This window comes from Rhodococcus sp. OK519, from assembly GCF_003051005.1.
GTDB lineage: Bacteria > Actinomycetota > Actinomycetes > Mycobacteriales > Mycobacteriaceae > Prescottella.
On record NZ_QAOW01000004.1, the window covers coordinates 282,532 to 306,831 of the forward strand.

Sequence of the window (24,300 nt, forward strand, 5' to 3'; positions counted from 1 at the left end):
ACGGGTACAGGTGGACGAATTCGACGAACAGGGCGGGCGGGCGCCCGGTCAGGGCAGGCGTTGACGGAGGACGAGCGAAGTCGCCAGACCCGCAGTGATGAAAAGCACGCCGAGTACCAGCCAGGGGCGGCTCGCGTCGCCGCGCGCGTTCTCGAACCCGATCTGCTCCTCGAGGGTGTCGTAGACGTCGCGCAGTTCCTCGAGACTCGACGCGGTGAAGAAGCTACCGCCCGACAGGTTCGCGATCTCCCGCAGCGACGGATCGTCGACCGGGACCGGAATGCGGTCCCCCTCGATCTCGACGCTGCCGTAACTCGTGCCGAACGAGATCGTCGAGATCGGCACGCCCTTGTCCTTCGCCTGCCGCGCCGCGGTGAAGCCGCCGCGCGGATCGTCGGGGCTCTCGGGCACCGTCTGCTTGCCGTCCGACAGCAGCACGATCCGGGCGGGCGGCGCCTGTTCGCTGCCACCGAGCACGGCCGCGAGCGTGTCGATCGACTGCAGCGACGTGAAGATCGCCTCACCCGTCGCGGTGCGCTCGCTGAGCTTCAGATTGTCGATCGCGGCTTTCGTCTCATCGCGATTCGGGGTGGGCGACACCAGAACCGACGCGGTACCCGCGAACGCCACCAGCCCGAGGTTGATGCCGGGAGTCAGTCCGTCGGCGAAGGATTTGGCCGCCTCCTGCGCGGCAGCGAGACGGCTCGGCTCGACGTCGGTGGCCTTCATCGACAGCGACACGTCGATCACCAGTACGACGGTGGCCCGGTTCCGGGGCACCCGCTTGTCCGCGGTGGGACCGGCCAGAGCGACGGTCAGGAACACCAGACCGACGAGCAGCAACGCGATCGGGATGTGCCGCGTGTAGTTGGGCCGGTTGGGCGCAACCTTCTCGAGCAGTTCCATGTTGGCGAACCGCAGCACGTGCTTCTGGCGTCGGCGCTGGATCACCACGTAGCCGGCCACGAGGGCCGCCACCACCGCGAGGAACAGCAACCACCACGGAGAGGCGAACTGGGACAGGCTCATCGGCGGCCCGCCCCACGACTCGGGGCGCCGTAGCTGTGCCGCCGCGCCCCGACGAAGCGCACGACGTCCGCGATCCAGTCCCGGTCGGTGCTCAGGCTCAGCAGCGGTGCACCGCAGCGACGCAACGTCGATTCGACGTCGTCACGATGCGCGGCCGCGGCGCGCGCGAAGTCCGCACGCAGCTTCGGTGTGGTCGAGAACTCCCGTGTGCGACCGGATTCCGGGTCGAGCAGCACGACATCACCGGCGTCGGGCAGCGTCAGGTCCCGCGGATCGAGCACCTCGATGCCGAGCAACTCGTGCCGACCGGACAATGCGCGCAGCGACCGCTCCCAGTCGATCGGTCCGAGGAAGTCGCTGATGACGACCGCGAGTCCCCGCCGACGCTCGGGTCGGCGCAGCGATTCGAGCGCGCCGCGCAGGTCGCCGCGCACGCCCTCCGCGGCGTGGGGGGTGGTCGCGATCCGACGCAGCATGGCCTGCGCGTGGACCCGGCCGCCGCGGGCGGGTATGCGCAGCATCCGATCTCCGGTCGCCACGACGGCACCGATCCGGTTGCCACTGCCACCCGCGAGGTACGTCACGGCGGACGCCGCCGCCACCGCGAGGTCCCGCTTCTCGCACAGCGCGGTTCCGAAGTCCAGGCTCGACGACAGGTCGATCACCAGCCACGTCTCGAGCTCGCGGTCGGCCACGGTCTGCCGGACGTGCGGGTGCGTGGTCCGGGCGGTCACCGACCAGTCCATCTGCCGCACGTCGTCGCCGGGCTGGTACTCGCGGGCATCGCCGGGCTCCGATCCCGGTCCCGGGATGAGTCCGAGGTGGTCACCGTGGAGCACGCCGTCGAGACGCCGTCGGACGGTCAGTTCGAGCGTGCGCAGTGCCGCCGTGAGCTCCGGATCGCGCAACGATCCGGAGCGGAAGGACGGCACAGCACCCGGGTGTCGGGTCACTGCGGCTGCGTGCCCGAGGTCGCCGCGGGTACCGCGCCGGGTTGGTAGGCCGGAGCCGACGGCTGGGCCATCTGCGGCACCGGCTGGGCGCCGACCTGGGGCAGCCCGACGGTCTGCAGCACGCGGGTGATCACGTCCTCCGGCGAGACCTCGTCGGCGAGGGCGTCGTACGACAGCACCAGTCGGTGCCGCAGCACATCGGGAATGATCTCGAGCACGTCCTGCGGGACGACGTAGTCGCGGCCACGGAGCAAGGCGAGTGCGCGGGAGGCCGAGATGATGCCGAGGGTGGCGCGCGGCGAAGCGCCGTACGCGATCCAACCGGCGACGTCGTCGAGGCCGAACTGCTGGGGCGTGCGAGTGGCGGAGATGACCCGCACCACGTAGTCGACGAGCGCGTGGTGGACGAAGACGTTGCTCGCGACCTTCTGCAAACGGACGAGTTCCTGCGGGTCGAGGACCTGGTTCGGTTCGGGGGCGGCGACGCCCATGCGGTAGACGATCTCCCGCTCCTCCTCGACCGACGGGTAGTCGACGAGCACCTTGAACAGGAAGCGGTCGCGCTGCGCCTCGGGCAGCGGGTACACGCCCTCGTTCTCGATGGGGTTCTGCGTGGCCATCACCAGGAACGGTTCGGGCATCGGATACGTCTTGCCGCCGATCGAGACGTGCCGTTCGGCCATCACCTCGAGCAGCGCCGACTGCACCTTCGCCGGGGCACGATTGATCTCGTCGGCGAGCAGGAAGTTGGCGACCACGGGCCCGAGTTCGGTGTCGAACTGCTCGCGGCCCTGCCGGTAGATGCGGGTGCCGATCAGGTCGGTCGGCACGAGGTCCGGGGTGAACTGGACGCGGGAGAACGATCCGCCGACCACCTTCGCGAAGGTCTCCACTGCGAGAGTCTTCGCGACACCGGGCACACCCTCGAGCAGCACGTGGCCCCTGGCCAGGACGCCGACGAGCATCCGCTCCACCAGTCGGTCCTGTCCGACGATGACCCGCTTGACCTCGTAGATCGCCCGTTCGAGCGTGTGCACGTCCCGAGCCAGGTCCGACGTCCCCGCTCCCGTGTCCGGGTGAACCGCCCCCTGCGAACCGGACCCAGCCACCGCGCCGTCACGTGAGGTCACCGACACTCCCCGCTTCCACCTAGATCGTTCCATCGACTTGCCAGACTTGCCTGTCCGCTCAACTATTCCAGGTGTCGCCCCGCCCCCGCACGAAGCCGGGGTGAGCTACGACACCATACGGACAGCGTACGGAGTCATGCCGTCCCATCGCACCGGCGAAACCCGGACCGTGGACCCCGACTGCGGGGCTTCGAGCATCTGCCCGTCACCCAGGTACAGCGCGACGTGCTGGCTGGCGTTGGGACCGTAGAAGATCATGTCGCCGCGGCGGATCTCCGACGACGGCACCTGCGTGCCCGCGGTGTACTGGTAGCCGGTGTAGTGCGGTAGCGAGATGCCGACGCCGGCGAAGGCGTAGATCATCAGGCCCGAGCAGTCGAAGCCGACCTTGCTGAAATCGCCGAAGCTGTCGGCGACACCGCCGTCCCGGATGCCGAGCGTCGGGCCGTTCTCGTTGCCACCGCCCCACGCATAGGGCAGTCCGAGCTGGGACATGCCGCGATCGATCACCGTCTCGATGGCCCCCGACCCGGTGACGGACGGCGCCATCGGACGTGGCTTCGACTGTGCGGGCGGTGTCCAACCGCCGTTCTCGTCGTCCTCGAGTTGGGTGTGGGACCGCTGCCCGTCGGCGAGCTGGGAGGCACGGTCACGCGACGCCTGATCCTCGGAGGCCCGGCGGGCGGCCTCCTGGGCCGCGGCGGCCGCCGCGGCCGCTGCCGCTTCCTCGGCGCGACGCTGGTTGTCCCAGTCGAGGTACGCCTCGCGCTGCCCTTGCAGTCCCGTCACGTTGGCGCGTGCGGAATCGAGCTGAGCCTGAGCACTGTTGCGATCGGACTCGATCTGCGTCTTCCGCGCGGCCTGCTCCTGCAAGGCATTTCGGGCGGACGCGATCGCCTGCTCGGCCTCGGCCTTCTTGTTCTCGGCCGCACCCGCCGCGGCGTCGGCGCGTTGCTTCGCCTCGCGCGCAGCGGAATCCCTGTTGGCCTGCTCGGCGCGCGCCCGCTCCAGATTCTCCAGAACGGCCTTCTGGCTCGCCGACAGCATCCGCATCATCTGCGCGCGCTCGAGGATGTCCTCCGGCCCCTCGGCACCGAAGAAAGAGGAGAGCGACGCGACGTTGCGGCCCTTGGTGTAGCTCGACACGGCGTAGTCGGTGAAACGCTTGCGCGCCTGCTCGATCTGCGTTCCCGCGTCTCGGAGCGCCTGCTGGCTCTGCTCGACGAGCCCACCGGCGGCGGCGGCCTCGTCGCGCGCGCTCTGAAGATCGACAAGCGCCTTGTTGACGTCCTCGCGCTTGATGGCGACCTCGTCATCCAGACGTGCCAGTTGCTGGTTCGCGGTCGCGACCTGGTTGATGAGATCGCCGACCTGCGTGACGCCCTCCGACACGCGAGCATTGCCCGTCTCGATCTCGGAATCGGACGGATTCGGCGGTGGCGGCGGAACAGCGGCTGTCGTGCCGGGCAGACCCGCGACGAGGGCGCATACGACGCCCGCGCCCAGCAGCATCCGCACGCCCACCGAGCGCACACGTGGAAATGCCGGACGCCGCACGCCTACGCGTGAGCCGCTTCGCGCCACAACACCCTCCCTACTGCTGCGACCGAACCCGGCTTTCCACCGGACCCGTGCGGGGAGGAGCGCTACCGCGGACGGTGCCCACGACGACGCGCAGACCACGCGACCTTTCAACAGCCACATGAGTCGTCACATCACTCTCGCGACACTTCTTCCCCAAAAAGTGCCACTGGCACCGTACGACACTTTGCGCTCGCTGGTGAACTCTTGTCACAAATGACGTCGACGTAATTCGACCAGCGGAAACAGTTCGAGAAGGGCGGGTCAGGAACCGGCGGGATGCTCGTCGGCGACCGGCGTCGCCTGCCGCGAGACCGGCGCATCTGCTGCATCTGCGCGACCTCGGCGGGCCTTGGCCACGAACGAGACTCCGGCGACGGCCGCGACCAGAACCACGAGCAGCGCCGTCACGAGCCCCCACTTGGGCGCCGGCTCGGCGATCCCGTCGACGAAGTTGTTCGCCGAATCGACCGCGTTGCCCGTGAACGTCCGATCCTGGGCACGCTCGAGCACGACGCGGCTCACGGTGTCGCTGTAGGTTCCGTTGGCCGACGGGCTCAGCACCAGGACCGTGCCGCCCTCGACGGTCCCGACCTCGGTGGCCAGGTCACGCAAGGGTTCGGGACCGCGCGGATCGGATTCGACGACGACGATGTGCAGATCGATCCCGTCGTCCTGCGCCCGCGCGACGACGGCGCGCAGGCCCTCGACGTCCGAGGCAGGGGCCGACACATTGTCGTCGGACAGATCCGCGAACACTGCGTCGAGAGAGACGTCGTCGGGGATCTTGGCGATGTTCGGCAGCAGGACAGGCGCGATAGAGGCAGACATCTCTCATCCGGGGTCGGGTACGACGGGCAGACTTGAATTGCACAGTACGTGACGTATCGACCCGGGCGCGCCGCCGCCGTTGCACCCGCGTGCCGACTGCGTGAGGATTGAAGCGACGCGGACGACATGGCAGTTCGATGGCAGTTCGATGGCAGTTCGAGGGTGCGACATCCGGCCCGAGCGCGCCCCCACAGCCTCACAGGACAAGCGTACTGTTAGACTCCTGGCGAGACGCTCGCGGAGCTGCCGGGCTCGGTCTGTGATCGAGCCAGTGCCTGCTCGCCTGCCTCGCTTCAGCCGTCGACACAGCCCCGTCGATGGCGAACCTCAAAGACGAGTGGAGCTGACGTGACCACCAGTATTGATTCGTTCGGCGCCAAGGGAACGCTCGAGGTCGGAGACAACTCGTATGAGATCTTCCGCCTCGCGTCCGTCCCCGGCACCGAGAAGCTGCCCTACGCGCTGAAGGTTCTCGCCGAGAACCTGCTGCGCACCGAGGACGGCGCCAACATCACCGCCGATCACATTCGCGCCATCGCGAACTGGGATCCCTCGGCCCAGCCGAGTGTCGAGATCCAGTTCACGCCCGCCCGCGTGATCATGCAGGACTTCACCGGCGTGCCCTGTGTCGTCGACCTCGCCACGATGCGTGAGGCCGTCACCACCCTCGGCGGCGACCCGAACAAGGTCAACCCGCTGTCCCCCGCCGACATGGTCATCGACCACTCGGTGATCCTCGACGTCTTCGGCCGCGCCGATGCACTCGAGCGCAACGTCGACCTCGAGTACCAGCGCAACGGCGAGCGCTACCAGTTCCTGCGCTGGGGCCAGGGCGCGTTCGACGACTTCAAGGTCGTCCCCCCGGGCATGGGCATCGTGCACCAGGTCAACATCGAGTACCTGGCACCGACCGTCATGACCCGCAACGGCCAGGCGTACCCCGACACCTGCGTCGGCACCGACTCGCACACCACCATGGTCAACGGCCTGGGCGTGCTGGGCTGGGGCGTCGGCGGCATCGAGGCCGAGGCCGCGATGCTCGGCCAGCCGGTCTCCATGCTGATCCCGCGCGTCGTCGGCTTCAAGCTGACCGGTGAGATCAAGCCCGGCGTGACCGCGACCGACGTCGTGCTGACCGTCACCGACATGCTGCGCAAGCACGGCGTGGTCGGCAAGTTCGTCGAGTTCTACGGTGCCGGCGTGGCCGAGGTGCCGCTGGCGAATCGCGCAACCCTGGGCAACATGAGCCCCGAGTTCGGTTCCACCGCAGCGATCTTCCCGATCGACGGCGAGACCATCAACTACCTGCGTCTGACCGGACGCTCCGAGGAGCAGCTCGCGCTCGTCGAGGCGTACGCCAAGGAGCAGGGCATGTGGCACGACGCTGCCCACGAGCCCGCATACTCCGAGTACCTCGAGCTGGACCTGTCGACGGTCGTGCCGTCGATCGCCGGCCCGAAGCGCCCGCAGGACCGCATCCTGTTGTCGGAGTCGAAGGACGCGTTCCGTCGCGACATCGTCACCTACGTCACCAACGGTGCCGAGGCTGCCCACTCGGACCTCGACGAGGCCGTCGAGGAGTCGTTCCCGGCTTCCGACCCCGCTTCGACGGCCGGCGTCTCCGACGTCGCCTCGGTGGTTCCGTCGGCGGCCAACGGTTCGCACGGGCGTCCGAGCAAGCCGGTGAAGGTCACGACCGAGCGCGGCGAGTTCGTTCTCGACCACGGCGCGGTTGCGGTTGCCGGCATCACGTCGTGCACCAACACGTCGAACCCGTCGGTCATGCTCGGCGCCGCACTGCTCGCCCGCAACGCGGTCGAGAAGGGCCTCGAGAGCAAGCCGTGGGTCAAGACCAACATGGCGCCCGGCTCGCAGGTCGTCTCCGACTACTACGAGAAGGCCGGCCTGTGGCCGTACCTCGAGAAGCTCGGCTTCTACCTCGGTGGCTACGGCTGCACCACGTGCATCGGTAACACCGGACCGCTGCCGGAGGAGATCTCCAAGGCGATCAACGAGAACGACCTGTCGGTCACCGCGGTGCTCTCCGGCAACCGCAACTTCGAGGGTCGCATCTCCCCCGACGTCAAGATGAACTACCTTGCGTCCCCGCCGCTCGTCATCGCGTACGCGCTGGCCGGCACCATGGACTTCGACTTCGACTTCGACGCTCTGGGCCAGGACAAGGACGGCAACGACGTCTTCCTGAAGGACATCTGGCCTTCGGCCCAGGAGATCGACGACACCATCAAGTCGTCGATCAGCCAGGACATGTTCCGCAAGTCCTACGCCGACGTCTTCAAGGGCGACGAGCGCTGGCAGAACCTGGCCACCCCGGCCGGCGACACCTTCGAGTGGGACGAGAACTCGACCTACGTCCGCAAGGCGCCGTACTTCGACGGCATGACGATGGACCCGGCCCCGGTCACCGACATCAGCGGCGCTCGTGTGCTCGCGCTGCTCGGCGACTCGGTCACCACCGACCACATCAGCCCGGCCGGCCCCATCAAGCCCGGCACCCCGGCCGCGCAGTACCTGGACGCCCACGGTGTCGAGCGCAAGGACTACAACTCGCTCGGCTCGCGTCGCGGTAACCACGAGGTGATGATCCGCGGCACGTTCGCGAACATCCGTCTGAAGAACCAGCTGCTCGACGATGTCTCCGGCGGCTACACCCGCGACTTCACCCTCGAGGGTGCGCCGCAGTCGTTCATCTACGACGCGTCGCAGAACTACCAGGCCGCCGGCATCCCGCTGGTCGTCCTGGGCGGCAAGGAGTACGGTTCCGGTTCGTCGCGTGACTGGGCCGCCAAGGGCACCAGCCTGCTCGGCGTCAAGGCCGTCATCGTCGAGTCCTTCGAGCGCATCCACCGCTCGAACCTCATCGGCATGGGCGTCGTCCCGCTGCAGTTCCCCGCCGGAGAATCTGCTGCCAGTCTCGGACTGGACGGCACCGAGACCTTCGACATCTCGGGCGTCGCCAAGCTCAACGAGGGCGTCACCCCGGAGACGGTCAAGGTCACCGCGACCAAGACCGACGGCTCCACGGTGGAGTTCGACGCGGTCGTTCGCATCGACACCCCCGGCGAGGCGGACTACTACCGCAACGGCGGCATCCTGCAGTACGTGCTGCGCAACATGATCCGGGGCTAGTCACCTGATCGTGTGATCTCGGTTCCCGCAGATCACTCAGCGCGTTGACGGCGGGCTCGGGACGTCAGTCTCGGGCCCGCCGTTGCAGTTTCGTACGAAAGGAAGTCGGCTGTGCCCAAGGTCAGTGAAGACCACCTCGCGGCGCGGCGGAGCCAGATTCTCGACGGCGCCCGCCAGTGCTTCGCGCAGTACGGCTACGACGGCGCCACTGTGCGCCGCCTGGAGGAGACCACCGGGCTCTCGCGCGGTGCGATCTTCCACCACTTCAAGGACAAGGACGGCCTGTTCCTCGCCCTGGCTCACGAGGACGCGAAACGCATGGCCGACGTGGTCGCCGAGGGTGGCCTCGTGCAGGTGATGCGGGACATGCTCGCCTCGCCCGAGCAGTTCGACTGGCTCGGCACCCGCCTCGAGATCGCCCGACGGCTGCGCACCGATCCCGAGTTCGCGCGGGACTGGACCCAGCGCAGCGCCGAACTCACCGAGGCCACCGTGCGTCGTCTCGAACGTCAGAAGTCCGCCGGACGCCTGCGCGACGACCTGCCCACCGATGTCCTGCTCGACTACCTCGACCTGGTGCTCGACGGTCTCATCGCCCGCATCGCGTCCGGGCACGGCGCCGCGAATCTCTCGGCCGTCCTCGATCTCGTCGAGGAATCGGTGCGACGCAGGGAAGCCTGACGCGTTCCCCACTGCCGAGGGTGCTTGTCGGCGGCAGACACTGCCCGATGCACCCCACGGCGGGCGTCACCCCGACTTCTTGCGCCGATTCGGCCCGCCCCGACGCCGCAGTGTCACGTCGGCCTCGACGAGCACGTTGTGGATGAACCCGTAGGAGCGGCCGGTCTGATTGGCGAGCGTGCGGATGCTCGCACCGGCCTCGTACTGCGTCTTGAGGTCATCGCGGAGCTTGTCACGCGATTCCCCGGTGATGCGGGCTCCCCGCGAGATTCCCGTGCTCTCCGCCATGACGACCTCCGGTCAGCTGAGCGAGCCTCGGTTCCAGGCTAGATCACCGATCGACGCGTGATCAACAAACCGAAAACTCGCTCAGCCAGCGGAGACGGGACGAATCAGGCGAGCTGGATGAGCTCGAGATACTCCTGCGACCAGTGATCCTCCTGGCCGTCGGGCAGCAGGATGACGCGCTCGGGGTTGAGTGCCTCGGCGGCGCCCGGGTCGTGCGTGACGAGGACGACTGCGCCTTTGTAGCTGCGCAGCGCGTCGAGCACCTGCTCACGCGAGATGGGGTCGAGGTTGTTGGTGGGCTCGTCGAGCAGCAGCACGTTCGCCGCCGACGACACCAGACCGGCCAGCGCCAGACGCGTCTTCTCACCACCGGACAGCGTTCCGGCCGGCTGCTCGAGCTGCGGGCCGGTGAACATGAAAGCACCGAGCAGAGAGCGCAGTTCCTGCTCCCCCGTGTCCGGCGCGGCGTGCCGGATGTTCTCCCACACGCTCGCGTCGTCGTCGAGGGTGTCGTGCTCCTGCGCGAAGTACCCGATCTTGAGACCGTGACCGGGGACGAGCTCGCCCGCGTTGGGCGTCTCGGTGCCCGCCAGGATGCGCAGCAGCGTCGTCTTGCCGGCGCCGTTGAGCCCGAGCACGACCACCCGGCTGCCGCGGTCGATCGCCAGATCCACGCCGGCGAAGATCTCCAGGGACCCGTACATCTTGGTGAGGTTCTCGGCCATCAGCGGGGTCTTGCCGCACGCGGCCGGCTCCGGGAAGCGGATGTGCGCCACCTTGTCGTCCACCCGGACCTCGTCGAGCGCGGCCATCATCTTGTCGGCCCGCTTGGCCATGTTCTGCGCGGCCGTCGCCTTGGTGGCCTTGGCACCGAGCTTGGCGGCCTGCACGCGCAGCGCGCCCGCCTTCTTCTCGGCGTTCGCGCGCTCACGGCGGCGGCGCTGCTCGTCGGTGGCGCGGGCGTCCAGGTACTTCTTCCAGCCCATGTTGTAGATGTCGGCCTCGCCGCGGACGGCGTCGAGGAACCACACCCGGTTCACGACGTCGTTGAGCAGGTCGACGTCGTGACTGATCACGATCAGGCCGCCGTCGTGGCTCTGCAGGAACCCACGCAGCCACGTGATGGAGTCTGCGTCGAGGTGGTTGGTGGGCTCGTCGAGCAGCAGCGTCGTGTTCGACTTGCCACCGGAGCCGTCGGACGCGGCGAACAGGATGCGAGCCAGCTCGACACGGCGACGCTGACCGCCGGAGAGCGTGCGCAGCGGCTGCTCCAGGATGCGATCCGCCAGCCCGAGGCTGTTGCAGATCCGCGCGGCCTCGGACTCGGCGACGTAGCCACCGAGCGCGGAGAACCGGTCCTCGAGCGAACCGTACTTGCGCACGGCCTTGTCGCGGACGGCGTCGTCGACGGCCTCGGCCATGATGTTCTGCTGCTTCTCCATGCTGCGCAGGATCTCGTCCAGCCCGCGCGCCGAGAGGACACGGTCCTTGGCGAGGACGTCGAGGTTGCCCTCCTTGGGGTCCTGCGGCAGGTAGCCGAGCTCACCGCTGCGGATCACCGCGCCCGCGTAGGGCTCGCCCTCGCCCGCGAGAATGCGCAGCGTGGTGGTCTTGCCGGCGCCGTTGCGTCCGACCAGACCGATCCGGTCACCGGCCTGGACACGCAGCGCCGGACCCGGAGCAGACAGCAGGGTCCGCACACCGGCACGAACTTCGAGGTCGGTGGCGGTAATCAAGCAAAACTCCTCGAGTGGACAAACAGTGGAACGGCCCCGGGCGTGGTGCGCACGAGCCTCAGGCGTCATCGTGCCCGTGGATAAGCACAAGAACCACCGATTTTACCGTGAGTCCGCGTAGCCGCCACACCCCGGTCGAGTGAGTCCGCTAACGTTCGGCTCCATGACACGTGCGAACGATCTGCAGGGACGAAACGCTCTGGTCACCGGCGCGAGCCGTGGCATCGGCAAGGCGATCGCCGCCGAGCTCCTGTCCCGCGGGGCCAACGTGGTCGTCACGGCCCGCAAGCCCGAACCGTTGGAGGAGGCGGCGAACGAGTTGCGGGTGCTCGGGCACGCAGGCAAGGTGCTCGCGATCGCCGGCAATTCCGGGGATGCGGCGGCCCGCCACGACGCCGTCGCCCGGACCGTGTCCGAACTCGGCTCCCTCGACATCCTGATCAACAACACCGGCATCAACCCGGTGTACGGGGCGCTGATGGACGCAGACCTGGACGCGATCCGCAAGATCTTCGACGTCAACGTCGTCGCCGCACTCGGCTACGTGCAGGAGGCGTACCGGGCCTGGATGGGCGAGCACGGCGGGGCGGTCGTGAACCTCGCGAGTGTCGCCGGTATCCGCTCGACCGGCGTCATCGCCGCATACGGCGCCTCGAAGGCCGCGCTCATCCGGCTCACCGAGGAACTCGCGTGGCAACTCGGCCCGAACATCCGGGTCAACGCGGTCGCCCCAGGCGTCGTGAAGACGAAGTTCGCGGCCGCGCTCGTCGCAGCCGGCGAGGATCAGGCGTCGTCGATCTACCCTATGAAGCGGCTCGGCACTCCCGAGGACGTCGCGGGCCTGGTCGGCTTTCTGGTGTCCGACGAGGCCGCCTGGATCACCGGTGAGACGGTGCGCGTCGACGGCGGCCTGCTCGCGACGGGCGCGCTCTGACCGGGACGGTCGATCTCGCGGTCGTCGGGCTGGGCCCCGCCGGGCGCGCCCTCGCTCACCGCGCGGCCGGCAGGGGGCTGAGCGTCGTGGCTGTCGACCCGCATCCGGACCGGCCCTGGTCCCCCACCTACGCGGCCTGGGTGGACGAGCTACCGCGCTGGCTCGGATCCGGTGTGCTGCGCTCTCGGGTGCCGCACCCGCAGGCCTTCGGAACGCGCACCCACCTGCTCGATCGGGCGTACGGGGTGCTCGACAACACCGCCCTGCACCGCGCGCTCGACGTCGCGGACGTCCGCCTGGTCCGTGGGCTCGCGGACACCGTCACCGCCGAGACTGTCGTGCTGCGCGACGGCACCGAGATCCGCGCGCACCGGGTGATCGACGCCCGCGGACTGCGCCCGGATCCGGCGCTCGCCGAGCAGACGGCATTCGGGATCGTGCTGCCGACGTCGGCGGCGGCGCCCGCGCTCGGCGACGCCGACTGCTGGTTCATGGACTGGCGGCGCGACAACGGCACGTCGCAGACCGATCCGCCGTCGTTCCTGTACGCCGTTCCGCTGAGCGACGACGCGATGCTCCTCGAGGAGACGTGCCTCGCCGGACGGCCGGGGCTGACGCAGGGCGAACTGCGCCGACGGCTCGACACCCGCCTGCGCAACCGCGGCGTCGAGCCGCCCGCCAATCTCGAGGTGGAGCGGGTCCGGTTCCCTGTCGAGGCGCCGCGCCACACGTCCGACGTGGCCGCGTTCGGCGCCCGGGCGGGGCTGATCCACCCGGGCACCGGGTACAGCGTCGCGGCGTCGCTGTCGGCGGTCGACGACGTCGTGGCCGCGCTCGTCGCCGGTCACGACGTCGGAAAAGCTTTGTGGCCGTGGCGGGCCCGCGCAGTCCTGTCGTTGCGCGAGGTCGGATTGGCCGCACTCTTGCGTCTCGATCCGGCGAACACCGCCGTGTTCTTCGATGCATTCTTCGCGCTGCCCGTCGAGCGTCAGCGCGCCTACCTGTCGGGACGTGACGACCTGTCCGGGACGGCCACCACGATGTGGACGCTGTTCCGGACCGTGCCGCCGCCGATCCGCCGGACGCTGGCCGAGGCCGGCATCCGGCGGTCGTGACTCAAGAGCCGAGCGAACCCGTCGGGATCCACGACGGCAGCCATCCGAGCGATCCGGTGGCGGGCGCTGCCGACTTCGGCAGCGGCGAACCGTCCAGGTCGACGGGCTGGGCGATCCCGAGGTTGTCGAGCACGGTGGGCGTGATGTCGGCGATGGTGACGTCGTCGTCGGTGGCGCCCGCCTGGTAGCCGGCACCGCGCGCGATGACGAACGTCGTTGCCTCCTCGGCGCTCTGGCCGCCGTGTCCGCCCGTCACCTTGTGACCGTGGTCGGAGGTGACGAGAATCGTCCACTTCTCGCCTGTCGCCCTCGAACGAGCGTCGACGGCGTCGACGATCCGGCCCACCTCGGCGTCGACTCGCTCGAGCGCCGGCACGTACTCCGATCCGGCAGTCCCCGACGAATGGCCGGCGCCGTCCACCTGATCGAGCTGGGTGAACACGAAATCTGGACCGTTGGTGGCGATCTCGGCGGCGACTGCTGTGGCGGTCGCCGTGTCCGTCGCAGCGTCACTGCCGGCGCCCGGCGTCGAGACGACGACGTCGGCCTTCGGTGTGCCGGAGTTCGAGATGGTCGCGATGCCGCCCCACGTCGCGATCGACGCGGTGCGCAGTTCCGGCTTGACCTGCTCGATGCGGGTGAACGCGGTCGGGTACAGGTCGTAGCGGGCGCCGTTGTACGAGTTGTCGACCACACCGTGCTTGGTGTGCCAGACACCGGTGAGAATCGTCGACCACGACGGCCCGGAGATCGTCGGGTGGCCGAGGATCGACGATTGGCCACTGGTGCCCTCGGCGACGAGACGGTGCAGGTTGGGAGTGTTCGCGGACTTCACGTGGTCGAGCATCGTGCCGTCGAGGCCGATCACGACGGTCTTGGTGACCGGTGCGGGTGCGGCGGCGGCGGTTCCGGCCGTCGCCGAGGCGACACCGGCGGCGAGCGTGCCTGCGACGAGGAGGAGGGACAGGGTCTTGGGGGAGGTGATTGTGTGGGTCACGAGCATCAGCCTGGATCGGACTAGACCAATTGTCTCCCCTTTGTCGCAACTGTTGTTTCAGCGTTCGCCGGTCGTTCGCCGGAGATGCCGCACGGTAGCCGGACGGTCGTTCGGACGTCGCCGAAATGTCTCGAGATGGTGATGATCTCCGCCGCGCACCACCCGCGGCGTCCCGTTCTGGGCGATAGTGGGGTGCATGCGATCCATCTGGAAGGGCTCCATCGCGTTCGGGCTGGTCAACGTGCCGGTCAAGGTGTATTCCGCGACGGAGGACCACGACATCCGCTTCCACCAGGTGCACGCCAAGGACGGCGGTCGGATCAAGTACAACCGCACGTGCAGCGAGTGCGGTCAGACGGTGCAGTTCGCGGACATCGACAAGGCGTACGACTCCGAGGAGGGTGACCGCGTCATCCTCACCGACGAGGACTTCGAGAAGCTGCCGGCGGCCGAGATGCACGAGATCCCGGTGCTGCAGTTCGTGCCGACCGAGCAGATCGACCCGATTCTGTTCGAGAAGAGCTACTACCTCGAACCGGACTCGGCCACGCCGAAGGCGTACGTCCTGCTGGCGAAGACACTGGAAAAGGCCGATCGCACCGCACTCGTGCACTTCACGCTGCGCCAGAAGACCAGACTCGCCGCGCTGCGCGAACGCAACCGCGTGCTGGTGATCCAGACGCTGCTGTGGCCGGACGAGGTGCGGGCCGCCGAATTCCCGTCGCTCGACGACGCGGAGGAACCGAAGGCCAAGGAACTGAAGATGGCGGGCACGCTCGTCGAGAGCATGGCCGAGGACTTCGATCCCACGGAGTTCACCGACGATTACCAGATCCAGCTTCGGCAGCTGCTCGACGACGCGATCGCGAGCGGCGGAAAGAAGGTGATCCCCGCCGCCGAACGCACCGAGGGCGGCGAGGACGCCGAAGTGGTGGACCTGGTTGCTGCGCTGCAGCGCAGCCTCGAGGCGGCGGGCGAGGACGTCAAACCCGCGCCGGCGAAGAAGAAGGCCGCCGGCCGCAAGCGTGCGTGACGGCTGCCCCGTCGACGGGCGGCTATCGCGCCCACTCGCCGGCGAGCGCCCGCAGATAGCGCCGGGTCATGTACCGCTGCACGGAACGTCCGATCGGACCGCCCACGCGCGTGAACCATCGGCCCGGCCGGGAGAACGCGGTGACGGTCGCGACGACCGGCCCGTCCGGTAGCCGCGACACACAGAACAGCTCCTCCCCCGTCTCCGGGTGCCCGGTGAGAGTGCCGTAGGCGAAGCCGCGGCGATCGGGCTCGTCGATCGCATGGACAACGCGACACGGGATCGAGAACCCGCACCAGCGGAGCAGCACATCGGTGCCGGGCTGCGCGGTGGGCGTGGCGGCCTCTACCCGCAATCCCGCGCGCCGGTGCACGTCCCACCGCATCAACGCGTCGGACGCGGCGAGGAACGTGTCCTCACCGCGTCCGATGTGTATCGATTTCCGGAAGTGCCGATACCCCGCCGGCAGCTCTCCGGCGGTGGCACCGACCTCCCGATAGGTCAGATCCCGGATGGACAGGCTAGACCGTGAACCCGAGGGCGCGCAGCTGCTCGCGACCGTCTTCGGTGATCTTGTCCGGCCCCCACGGCGGCAACCAGACCCAGTTCATCCGCAGCTCGTCGCACAGGCCGCTGTTCACCAGGGCCCGCTTCGACTGCTCCTCGATCACATCGGTCAGCGGGCAGGCAGCCGACGTCAGCGTCATGTCGAGCTGCACGACAGCGACGCCGTTGTCGTCGATCTCCTTGAAGTCGTAGACCAGACCGAGGTCGACGACGTTGATACCGAGCTCGGGGTCGACGACGTCACGCATCGCCTCCTCGAGCTCGTCGAGGCGCTCCGGGGTGAGGTTCGCGCCGTACTCGGCGGTGGCCGTCTCCTGCTCCGGGTTCTCGGGCTGGGCCTGCTCGGCCTGCGTGTCCGTCATGATGTCTGTCCTCCGGTTCGAGCCAGGTCGTTCTCGTCGTCGACTATTCGAACAACGGCGTCCTTGAAAGCCATCCATCCCAGCAGCGCGCACTTCACGCGCGCCGGGTACTTCGACACCCCACTGAACGCGATGCCGTCGCCCAGCACGTCCTCGTCGCCCTCGACAGTGCCGCGACTGGCCACCATCTCGTTGAACGCGTCGACGGTGCGCAGCGCCTCGTCGAGCGGCATCCCGACGACCTGGTCGAACAGCACCGACGTCGACGCCTGGCTGATCGAACAGCCCTGGCCGTCGTAGGAAATGTCGGAGACGACCGGACGACCGTCCTCGCCGTCGGTGAGGTGCGCACGCAGCGTGATCTCGTCGCCGCACGTCGGGTTGACGTGGTGTACCTCGGCCCCGAACGGGTCGCGCAGACCGCGCCCGTGCGGATGCTTGTAGTGGTCCAGGATCACTTCCTGGTACATCTGCTCCATACGCATGCTCAGTTCCCTCCGCTCACGCCGAAGAAATCCTGTGCCCGCCGGATACCGGCGATGAGTGCGTCGACCTCGTCGAGGGTGTTGTACAGCGCGAACGACGCTCGGGCGGTCGCGGCGATACCGAACCGCTGGTGCATCGGCCACGCGCAGTGATGTCCGACGCGGACGGCGACGCCGTCGTCGTCGAGGACCTGCCCGAGATCGTGGGCGTGGATCCCGTCGACGAGGAAGGACACGGCCGAACCGCGGTCGACACCGTCGGTAGGACCGACGATCCGCACGCCGTCGATTCCGGCGAGACCCTCGAGCGCCTTGGTGACGAGCTGGTGCTCGTGCGCCGCGATCGCATCCATCCCGATGTCCTCGAGATACTCGACGGCCGCCCCGAGCCCGACGACCTGCGAGGTCATCGGAACGCCGGCCTCGAACCGCTGCGGCGGCGGGGCGTACGTACTGCCCTCCATCGTGACGGTTTCGATCATCGAGCCGCCCGTGATGAACGGCGGCATCGACGTCAGGAGTGCACGGCGACCGTAGAGCACGCCGACACCGGACGGGCCGAGCATCTTGTGCCCGGAGAACGCCGCGAAATCGACGTCGAGCGCATGGAAGTCGACGGCGATGTGCGGCACCGACTGGCACGCGTCGAGCACCGTGACCGCGCCGACAGCCCGCGCGCGGCGAACCAGTTCGGCGACCGGCGAGATCGCACCCGTCACGTTCGACTGGTGCGTGAACGCGACAACCTTGACCTTGTCGGTCAGTTGGAGCGAGTCCAGGTCGATGCGACCGTCGTCGGTGATGCCGTACCAGCGCAACGTTGCTCCGGTTCGACGCGCAAGCTCCTGCCACGGAACGAGATTCGCGTGATGCTCGAGTTCCGTGACGACGATCTCGTCACCGGGACCGACGACCTTGTCGAACCGGTCGTCGCCGAACACGTACGCCACCAGGTTGAGCGACTCGGTCGCGTTCTTGGTGAACACCAACTCGTCCGGATCGGCACCGACGAACGATGCGATCGCGGCGCGCGCACCCTCGTACGCGTCGGTGGCCTCCTCGGCCAGCTGATGCGCGCCGCGGTGCACCGCGGCGTTGCACGTCGTCAGGAATTCCCGCTCCGCGTCGAGCACCTGCACCGGACGCTGCGAGGTGGCACCCGAATCCAGGTACACCAAGGGCTTTCCATCGCGCACGGTCCGCCCCAGGATCGGGAAGTCCTCCCGGATCCTGGTGACGTCCAGCGCAGCCGCCGTCGTGGTCATCGTCGACTACGCTCCGGCCGCAGCCTGGGTGAAGCGCACGTAGCCGTTGGCCTCGAGCTCGTCGGCGAGCTCGGCGCCGCCGGACTCGACGATCTGGCCGTTGACGAACACGTGCACGAACTCCGGCCCGATGTAGCGGAGAATGCGGGTGTAGTGCGTGATCAGCAGGATCCCGCCGTCCTCGCGCTCCTTGTAACGGTTGACGCCCTCGGACACCACGCGCAACGCGTCGACGTCGAGACCGGAGTCGGTCTCGTCGAGGATCGCGATCTTCGGCTTGAGCACGCCCAGCTGCAGGATCTCGTGGCGCTTCTTCTCACCACCCGAGAAGCCCTCGTTCACGCTGCGCTCGCCGAAGGTCGGATCGATCTCGAGCTCGCTCATCGCCTCCTTGACCTCCTTGACCCAATGGCGAAGCTTGGGGGCCTCGCCACGGACCGAGGTGGCCGCGGTGCGCAGGAAGTTCGACATCGAGACGCCGGGCACCTCGACCGGGTACTGCATAGCCAGGAAGAGCCCGGCGCGGGCGCGCTCGTCGACGCTCATCTCGAGCACGTTCTCGCCGTCGAGGGTGATGGAACCGGAGGTCACCACGTACTTGGGGTGACCGGCGATCGCGTACGACAGGGTGGACTTGCCGGAACCGTTGGGGCCCATGATGGCGTGCGTCTCGCCCGAGCGGACGGTCAGGTTCACACCCTTGAGGATGTTGATCGGCTCGGCGTTCTCGTCCGAGTTTGCGACGTTGACGTGCAGGTCGCGAATTTCAAGCGTAGACATTCGATTTCCTATACGGGTATCGGCGAAATATCGGGAAGGTGGCGAACCGGATCAGGCGCCGACCGCGGCCAGTTCGGCCTCGACCGCGGCCTGGAGACGCTCGCGCACCTCGGTGACCGCGATGCGGTTGATGATCTCGTGGAAGAAGCCACGCACGACCAGCCGCATCGCCTGCTCCTCGGGAATGCCCCGGGCGCGCAGGTAGAAGAGCTGCTCGTCGTCGAAACGTCCCGTGGCGCTGGCGTGCCCGGCACCGACGATCTCGCCGGTCTCGATCTCCAGGTTCGGCACCGAGTCGGCGCGAGCGCCGTCGGTGAGCACCAGGTTGCGGTTGAGCTCGAAGGTGTCGGTGCCCTCGGCCGCCGCCCGGATCAGCACGTCGCCGATCCACACGGTGTGTGCATCCGGCTTACCCGAGGTCGGATCACCTTGCAGCGCACCCTTGTACACGACGTTGGACTTGCAGTGCGGCTGCGAATGGTCGACGAGCAGACGCTGCTCGAAGTGCTGACCGGCGTCGGCGAAGTACAGGCCGAGCAACTCGGCGTCGCCACCGGGGCCGGCGTACTTGACCGTCGGGGTGATGCGAACCAGATCGCCACCGAGGCTCACCGACGTGTGCCGCAGCACCGCGTCGCGCCCGACCAGCGCGTGGTGTGCCGCGGCGTGGACGGCGTCGTCGGCCCAGTCCTGCACAGCGACCACGGTCAGTGAGGAACCGTCGCCGAGCACGAACTCGACGTTCTCCGCATAGGTTCCGCTGCCCTTCTGATCGAGCACGATCGTCGCCTTGGCGAACTCCTCGAGCCGGATCTGCAGGTGACCGAACGCGACCTCGCCCTCACCGGGGCCGGTGACGACGATGTTGATCGGCTCCGCAACCTCGGTCTCGCGACCGACGGTCACGACAGTGGCGGTCTCGAACGACGAGTACGCCTGCGCGGCAACACGATCGAACGGGACGCCGCCCTGTCCGAGACGCGCGTCATCGCGACCGACGGTCTCGACGGAGGCCTCGCCGCCGGTGATCTCGATCTTCGCGGAGCCCAACGGCCCGGCGGCGGCCGTGCCGTCGTGCAGTCCGCGCAGGCGGCGCAGCGGCGTGAAACGCCACGCCTCGTCGCGGCCCGCGGGGACCTCGAATGCATTCACGTCGAACGAGGTGAAGACCTCGCCCTTGTTGGTTGCGGGGGCGACATTCTCGCCGGCCGCCGCGCCCTGTACTCCCGTCACGGGGGTGCTCGGCGTCATTTCCCTCGTCGCTTCGCTCGTCACTAGCCCACCGCCCCTTCCATCTGCAGTTCGATCAGGCGGTTGAGCTCGAGGGCGTATTCCATCGGCAACTCCTTGGCGATGGGCTCGACGAACCCACGCACCACCATGGCCATGGCCTCGTCCTCGGTCAGACCGCGGCTCATGAGGTAGAACAACTGGTCGTCGCTGACCTTCGACACCGTCGCCTCGTGGCCCATCGTCACGTCGTCCTCGCGGACGTCGACGTACGGGTACGTGTCGGAGCGGCTGATCTGGTCGACCAGCAGCGCGTCACACTTGACGGTCGCCTTCGACCCGTGCGCACCCTTGTTGACCTGGACCAGGCCGCGGTACGACGCGCGACCGCCACCGCGGGCCACCGACTTCGACACGATGGTCGAGGAGGTGTGAGGTGCCAGGTGCAGCATCTTCGCGCCGGTGTCCTGGTGCTGACCCTCACCGGCGAAGGCCACGGAGAGGACCTCGCCGCGGGCATGCTCGCCCATCATCCACACGGCCGGGTACTTCATCGTGACCTTGGAGCCGATGTTGCCGTCGATCCACTCCATCGAGCCGCCCGCCTCGACCTTGGTGCGCTTGGTCACCAGGTTGTAGACGTTGTTCGACCAGTTCTGGATCGTCGTGTAGCGGCAGTGGCCGCCCTTCTTGACGATGATCTCGACGACCGCGGAGTGCAGCGAATCGGACTTGTAGATCGGAGCGGTGCAGCCCTCGACGTAGTGCACCGAGGCGCCCTCGTCCACGATGATCAGCGTCCGCTCGAACTGACCCATGTTCTCGGTGTTGATCCGGAAGTACGCCTGCAGCGGGATGTCGACCTTCACACCCGGCGGGACGTAGATGAAGGAGCCACCGGACCAGACGGCGGTGTTGAGCGCGGAGAACTTGTTGTCGCCGGCCGGGATGACCGAGCCGAAGTACTCCTGGAAGATCTCCGGGTGCTCGCGCAGACCGGTGTCGGTGTCGAGGAAGATCACGCCCTGCGCCTCGAGATCCTCACGGATCGAGTGGTAGACGACCTCGGACTCGTACTGCGCCGCGACACCGGCGACGAGGCGCTGCTTTTCCGCCTCGGGGATCCCCAACTTGTCGTAGGTGTTCTTGATGTCCTCGGGCAGGTCCTCCCAGCTCTCGGCCTGCTTCTCGCTCGAGCGCACGAAGTACTTGATGTTGTCGAAGTGGATACCGTCGAGGTTGGAACCCCAATGCGGCATCGGCTTCTTGTCGAAGGTCTTGAGCGCCTTGAGCCGGATGTCGAGCATCCACTCGGGCTCGTTCTTCTTCGAGGAGATGTCCCGCACGACAGCCTCGGACAGCCCTCGTTGCGCGCTGGCACCGGCGACGTCGGAGTCCGACCAGCCGTAGCCGTAGTGGCCCAGCGACGCGATCGCTTCTTCCTGCGTGAGCGGCGCCGCGGGTGTCACCTGGTCTGGTGTGACGGTCATGCGAGCTCCTTCCGGAGTCTTGTTACGTACCGGTGTGAGCTGTCCACCGGGGAGTACATCTATGAGGTCTTTCGGGGTAATGCGAGCGGAACGTGGGTAGTGCAGGCGCAGTCGCCGTTCGCGATGGTCGCCAACCGCTGGACGTGAGTGCCGAGAATTTCCGCGAACGCGGCCCGCTCCGCCTCGCAGAGTTCGGGGAACTCCTCCGCCACGTGCGAGATCGGGCAGTGATGCTGGCAGATCTGAACGCCGTTGCCGACGGGGCGGATCGACGCGGCGAAACCGGCTGAGGTGAACGCCTCCGCGATCTCCTCCGCGGTGGACTCCACTTCCTCCGGCTTGTCCTCTGCCACCGGGGCGACCTCGCCGACGATGGACTGCACCCGACGCCGGGCGAAGGCCTCGATGGCCGCGTCGCCACCGATCTCCCGCAGCTGCCGCATCGCGGCCCCCGCAAGGTCGTCGTACGTGTGGCCGAGCTTTCCCCGGCCGGCCGCAGTGATCTGGAAGAGTTTCGCGGGCCGACCACGGCCACGCTGCCGGCGGCTGGCCGCGCTGGCCTCCTGCGCCTCGCCGGCCTCGATGAGCACATCGAGGTGGCGTCGAACCCCCGCCGCGCCGAGTCCAAGCCGCCCGCCGATATCGGTGGCCGAAATCGGCCCCTCCTCGACGAGCAACCGCACCACCGCGGCGCGGGTATGTCCCTCGTGCGCACCGGCGGTGGACCCCGTCGAAGCAGCAGAGAATTGAACAGGCGCGTGACCTGCACTTTCCCCACTGGAACGTCGAGCCGCTTCCGATTTCACAACACCAGTGTGACGGAATTAAGCGCTTCGGTCCACGAAGGGTTACCTGCGTGATGTGGGACACAGCCTGCGCCCCACCCGCAGACACAACCGCGGCGGGAGCCCATCGTTCGCACCGCTACGCTGCACCGTGTGCCGCAGACCGAGATGGAACACGAGTCGGAAGCCCCGGCCCCGACTCGGGCCGCGAGGGCTGCCACGTTCGTCAAGCGTGCAATCGGCGTCGAGGGGCGCTCCCACCGGCCGTCGGTATCCGACCGCCTGCACGGCGACGAACCCGAAGCGCCCGGACTGAACTCCCGCGAGACGCGCCAACTGCACTGGATCCGACTCTTCGGCGCGACAGGCGCAGTCCTCATGGCCGTCGGCGCGCTCGGTGCCGGCGCGCAACCCGTCCTCCAGAACCCCGTCCAGGGCCTACGCATCCTCGGGCTACCCGCGCGCATGCCGAGCGCGACCCTGAGCATGGCCATGACCGGAACCGTCATGGTGGTGCTGGCCTGGCTGCTGCTCGGACGGTTCGCAGTCGGCAGCATGCGCGGCGGGCGGGCGCTGCGTCAGCTCAGCCGATCCCAACTCGACCGCACCCTGCTCCTGTGGGTGATTCCCCTCACAGTGGCGCCCCCGATGTTCAGCCGGGACGTCTACTCCTACCTCGCCCAGAGCGAGATCACAGCCCGCGGACTCGATCCGTACGAGATCGGCCCCGCGGGTGCCCTCGGCGTCGACCACGTCCTGACCCGGACCGTGCCGAACATCTGGCGCGAGACACCCGCACCGTACGGGCCGCTGTTCCTCTGGATGGGGCGCGGCATCACGTCGATCACCGGCGACAACATCGTCGCCGGCATCTTCCTGCACCGCCTGCTCGCCCTGGCCGGTGTCGCAATGATCGTGTGGGCGCTCCCCCGGCTCGCCCGCCGCTGCGGCGTCTCCAGCGTCAGCGCACTATGGCTCGGCGCCGCCAACCCACTCTTGCTGTTCCACCTGGTCGCGGGCATTCACAACGAAGCACTCATGCTCGGGCTGATGCTCGCAGGTGTCGAACTGGCACTGCGGGCGGTGGAGGGCACCGATCCGATACGCGGACGAACCCTGATGCTGTTGCTCGCCGGTGCATCGCTGATCGCGCTGTCGTCGACGATCAAGGTCCCGTCGCTGCTGGCGCTCGGGTTCGTCGGGATGGCACTGGCCAGACGATGGGGCGGCACCGCGAAGGCGCTCGCGAGCGCCGCAGCATTGTTCGCGGTGGTGGCCATCGCGGTCACGATGTTCGTCAGCGTCGCGAGCGGCCTCGGTATGGGCTGGACGCAGACACTGGGCACCGCCACCGAGGTCCGCAGCTGGATGTCGATCCCCACGCTCCTGGGGCTCGGGACGGGCCTGGTCGGGGTCCTGCTCGGGCTCGGTGACCACACCACCGCCGTCTTGAGCCTCACCCGTCCCATCGCTTCTCTGGTGGCGGCGTTCATCACGCTGCGCATGCTCATGTCGGTACTCGTCGGACGGATCCACCCCATGGGCGGACTGGGCGTCTCGCTCGGTGCGATCGTCCTGCTGTTCCCCGTGGTCCAGCCCTGGTATCTGCTGTGGGCGGTGATCCCGCTCGCAGCCTGGGCAACCCGGCCCGTGTTCCGGATCCCGACAATCGCCTTCTCGTCGGTGGTCTGCGTCATCCTGATGCCCAACGGCGCCGAGTACGAGCCGTTCATGATCGTCCAGGCCGCGGTCGCCACGACCCTCGCAAGCGTCGCCATCATCTTCCTCACGCGGAACCTGCTGCCGTGGCGCGCGCAGCAGACCACCGCACCGGCCTGAACGGGCCGGGGCTTACGCTGGTTCCTCGTGATTGGCAGA

22 protein-coding genes are annotated in these 24,300 nt (G+C 68.1%); 6 read left to right on the forward strand and 16 right to left on the reverse strand.

Annotated features, from left to right (window positions below):
* Window positions 1-48: 48 nt before the first annotated feature.
* From C8K36_RS13670 to C8K36_RS13690, 5 genes are all read right to left on the reverse strand, one after another.
* Window positions 49-1,029 (reverse strand): VWA domain-containing protein, encoded by a 981-nt coding sequence (locus C8K36_RS13670; RefSeq protein ID WP_107985034.1) that lies wholly within the window; start codon window positions 1,027-1,029, stop codon window positions 49-51.
* Window positions 1,026-1,982 (reverse strand): DUF58 domain-containing protein, encoded by a 957-nt coding sequence (locus C8K36_RS13675; RefSeq protein WP_107985035.1) that lies wholly within the window; start codon window positions 1,980-1,982, stop codon window positions 1,026-1,028. Before C8K36_RS13675 ends, C8K36_RS13670 begins: the two co-directional genes overlap by 4 nt.
* The gene (locus tag C8K36_RS13680; RefSeq protein WP_420910883.1) at window positions 1,979-3,145 is read right to left on the reverse strand and encodes an AAA family ATPase; all 1,167 of its coding nucleotides are present in this window, start codon (window positions 3,143-3,145) and stop codon (window positions 1,979-1,981) included. The genes C8K36_RS13675 and C8K36_RS13680 overlap by 4 nt, the downstream gene beginning before the upstream one ends.
* Before the next feature lie 72 nt (window positions 3,146-3,217).
* The gene (locus C8K36_RS13685) at window positions 3,218-4,624 is read right to left on the reverse strand and encodes an NlpC/P60 family protein (RefSeq protein WP_107985198.1); all 1,407 of its coding nucleotides are present in this window, start codon (window positions 4,622-4,624) and stop codon (window positions 3,218-3,220) included.
* A gap of 333 nt (window positions 4,625-4,957) precedes the next feature.
* Window positions 4,958-5,524 carry a DUF6676 family protein gene (locus tag C8K36_RS13690; RefSeq protein WP_107985036.1) on the reverse strand — a complete coding sequence of 189 codons (567 nt, stop codon included), beginning with the start codon at window positions 5,522-5,524 and terminating at the stop codon, window positions 4,958-4,960.
* Window positions 5,525-5,872: 348 nt separating this feature from the next.
* Here C8K36_RS13690 and acnA point away from each other — a divergent pair, with 348 nt between their 5' ends.
* Both acnA and C8K36_RS13700 read left to right on the forward strand, forming a co-directional pair.
* Window positions 5,873-8,674, forward strand: coding sequence for an aconitate hydratase AcnA (gene acnA, locus C8K36_RS13695; protein ID WP_107985037.1), 2,802 nt, complete (start codon window positions 5,873-5,875; stop codon window positions 8,672-8,674).
* 111 nt (window positions 8,675-8,785) lie between these two features.
* Window positions 8,786-9,355 carry a TetR/AcrR family transcriptional regulator gene (locus C8K36_RS13700; RefSeq protein WP_107985038.1) on the forward strand — a complete coding sequence of 190 codons (570 nt, stop codon included), beginning with the start codon at window positions 8,786-8,788 and terminating at the stop codon, window positions 9,353-9,355.
* Between the two features lie 66 nt (window positions 9,356-9,421).
* Here C8K36_RS13700 and C8K36_RS13705 read toward each other — a convergent pair whose 3' ends face one another.
* Both C8K36_RS13705 and C8K36_RS13710 read right to left on the reverse strand, forming a co-directional pair.
* Entirely contained in the window at window positions 9,422-9,643 is a 222-nt protein-coding gene (locus C8K36_RS13705; protein ID WP_107985039.1) for a helix-turn-helix domain-containing protein, read from the reverse strand.
* Window positions 9,644-9,747: 104 nt separating this feature from the next.
* Window positions 9,748-11,379, reverse strand: a complete 1,632-nt coding sequence (locus tag C8K36_RS13710) for an ABC-F family ATP-binding cassette domain-containing protein (RefSeq protein ID WP_107985040.1) — start codon at window positions 11,377-11,379, stop codon at window positions 9,748-9,750.
* Between the two features lie 163 nt (window positions 11,380-11,542).
* Here C8K36_RS13710 and C8K36_RS13715 point away from each other — a divergent pair, with 163 nt between their 5' ends.
* Together C8K36_RS13715 and C8K36_RS13720 are read left to right on the forward strand one after the other, a co-directional pair.
* Window positions 11,543-12,313, forward strand: coding sequence for an SDR family oxidoreductase (locus C8K36_RS13715; protein ID WP_107985041.1), 771 nt, complete (start codon window positions 11,543-11,545; stop codon window positions 12,311-12,313).
* The gene (locus C8K36_RS13720; RefSeq protein ID WP_107985042.1) at window positions 12,310-13,428 is read left to right on the forward strand and encodes a lycopene cyclase family protein; all 1,119 of its coding nucleotides are present in this window, start codon (window positions 12,310-12,312) and stop codon (window positions 13,426-13,428) included. The genes C8K36_RS13715 and C8K36_RS13720 overlap by 4 nt, the downstream gene beginning before the upstream one ends.
* 1 nt (window position 13,429) lies before the next feature.
* On the opposite strand, the gene C8K36_RS13725 is transcribed toward C8K36_RS13720, so the two are convergent.
* Window positions 13,430-14,425, reverse strand: a complete 996-nt coding sequence (locus tag C8K36_RS13725; RefSeq protein WP_420910884.1) for an alkaline phosphatase family protein — start codon at window positions 14,423-14,425, stop codon at window positions 13,430-13,432.
* A gap of 196 nt (window positions 14,426-14,621) precedes the next feature.
* On the opposite strand from C8K36_RS13725, the gene C8K36_RS13730 reads away from it, so the two are divergent.
* Window positions 14,622-15,458, forward strand: a complete 837-nt coding sequence (locus C8K36_RS13730; RefSeq protein WP_107985044.1) for a Ku protein — start codon at window positions 14,622-14,624, stop codon at window positions 15,456-15,458.
* Window positions 15,459-15,480: 22 nt separating this feature from the next.
* Here the strand turns inward: C8K36_RS13730 and C8K36_RS13735 are convergent, their stop codons facing one another.
* From C8K36_RS13735 to C8K36_RS13770, 8 genes are read right to left on the reverse strand one after another with little or no spacing between them, the layout of a single operon-like run.
* Complete coding sequence (locus C8K36_RS13735) at window positions 15,481-15,972, reverse strand: DUF1990 domain-containing protein (protein WP_107985045.1); 492 nt, start codon at window positions 15,970-15,972, stop codon at window positions 15,481-15,483.
* A gap of 7 nt (window positions 15,973-15,979) precedes the next feature.
* Entirely contained in the window at window positions 15,980-16,387 is a 408-nt protein-coding gene (locus C8K36_RS13740; RefSeq protein WP_107985046.1) for a metal-sulfur cluster assembly factor, read from the reverse strand.
* Window positions 16,384-16,872: a Fe-S cluster assembly sulfur transfer protein SufU gene (gene sufU / locus C8K36_RS13745; RefSeq protein ID WP_107985047.1), complete on the reverse strand. Its 489-nt coding sequence runs from the start codon at window positions 16,870-16,872 to the stop codon at window positions 16,384-16,386. The genes C8K36_RS13740 and sufU overlap by 4 nt, the downstream gene beginning before the upstream one ends.
* 2 nt (window positions 16,873-16,874) lie before the next feature.
* Window positions 16,875-18,137, reverse strand: coding sequence for a cysteine desulfurase (locus C8K36_RS13750; RefSeq protein ID WP_107985048.1), 1,263 nt, complete (start codon window positions 18,135-18,137; stop codon window positions 16,875-16,877).
* A gap of 6 nt (window positions 18,138-18,143) precedes the next feature.
* Entirely contained in the window at window positions 18,144-18,917 is a 774-nt protein-coding gene (gene sufC / locus C8K36_RS13755; RefSeq protein ID WP_107985049.1) for a Fe-S cluster assembly ATPase SufC, read from the reverse strand.
* A gap of 51 nt (window positions 18,918-18,968) precedes the next feature.
* Window positions 18,969-20,168, reverse strand: a complete 1,200-nt coding sequence (sufD, locus tag C8K36_RS13760) for a Fe-S cluster assembly protein SufD (RefSeq protein WP_107985199.1) — start codon at window positions 20,166-20,168, stop codon at window positions 18,969-18,971.
* 23 nt (window positions 20,169-20,191) lie between these two features.
* The gene (gene sufB / locus C8K36_RS13765; protein WP_107985050.1) at window positions 20,192-21,637 is read right to left on the reverse strand and encodes a Fe-S cluster assembly protein SufB; all 1,446 of its coding nucleotides are present in this window, start codon (window positions 21,635-21,637) and stop codon (window positions 20,192-20,194) included.
* Window positions 21,638-21,696: 59 nt separating this feature from the next.
* Window positions 21,697-22,323, reverse strand: a complete 627-nt coding sequence (locus tag C8K36_RS13770) for a helix-turn-helix transcriptional regulator (protein ID WP_420910885.1) — start codon at window positions 22,321-22,323, stop codon at window positions 21,697-21,699.
* Window positions 22,324-22,575: 252 nt separating this feature from the next.
* Here C8K36_RS13770 and mptB point away from each other — a divergent pair, with 252 nt between their 5' ends.
* A complete protein-coding gene (mptB, locus tag C8K36_RS13775; RefSeq protein ID WP_420910886.1) occupies window positions 22,576-24,261 on the forward strand; it encodes a polyprenol phosphomannose-dependent alpha 1,6 mannosyltransferase MptB in 1,686 nt (561 codons plus the stop codon).
* Window positions 24,262-24,300: the final 39 nt, after the last annotated feature.